Here is a 607-nt window from a genome sequence, read left to right as displayed (position 1 = left end):
GCGACCTCACCGCGGCGCGCGACAGCATTTCGGACGGCGTCTACGGCGAGTTTCGCGGTCATCCGATCTGAGATCGAGTACCCGACGATTCGGTTGGAGAACACGTCCTTGATCGCGCAGCAGTAGAGCTTGCCTTCGCTCGTCCAGTGCTCCGTGATGTCCGTGAGCCAGAGCCGGTTCGGTGCATCGGCGCGGAACACGCGCTGGACGTGGTCGTCGAACACGGGCGGCCCGGCCTTCTTCCCCTTCCCGCGTCGCCGGCGTTGCGCGGACGAGAGAATCCCCGCCTGCGAGCACAGCTTCCACGCCGTCCGCCGGCTCATCCGCCACCCCGCTCGGCGGGCCTCGTCGGCGAGGTATCGGTAGCCGAACGTCGGGTCCTCGTGGTGCGCATCATGCAGCGCGTTGATCCGATATGCGCGGAGCACGTCCGCGTCCCGGACGGGGTCGTTGCGCCACCGGTAGTAGGGCTGGCGGGCGAGCTTGAGAACCCGGCACGACACCGTCACGGGGATCCCCGCGTCGGCGAGCTCAGATACGAGCGGGTACGTCATTTTGGGGAGCCACCAAGCCGCAGGTTCGCCTGCGACAGATACGCCGCCGCACG

At 67.9% G+C, this 607-nt stretch carries 2 pseudogenes; both read right to left on the bottom strand.

Annotated features, from left to right (window positions below):
• A pseudogene (locus ABD161_RS16035) lies at positions 1–254 on the bottom strand (DDE-type integrase/transposase/recombinase); the annotation flags it as partial.
• A 60-nt stretch (positions 255–314) separates the two neighbouring features.
• Positions 315–554, bottom strand: a pseudogene (locus tag ABD161_RS16030) (IS3 family transposase); the annotation flags it as partial.
• Positions 555–607 lie beyond the last annotated feature (53 nt).

This window comes from Microbacterium paludicola (assembly GCF_039529675.1).
In the GTDB taxonomy this organism is placed as follows: domain Bacteria; phylum Actinomycetota; class Actinomycetes; order Actinomycetales; family Microbacteriaceae; genus Microbacterium; species Microbacterium paludicola.
The sequence above is the reverse complement of the archived record's forward strand: the minus strand, read 5'-3'. Positions and strand labels throughout refer to the sequence as shown.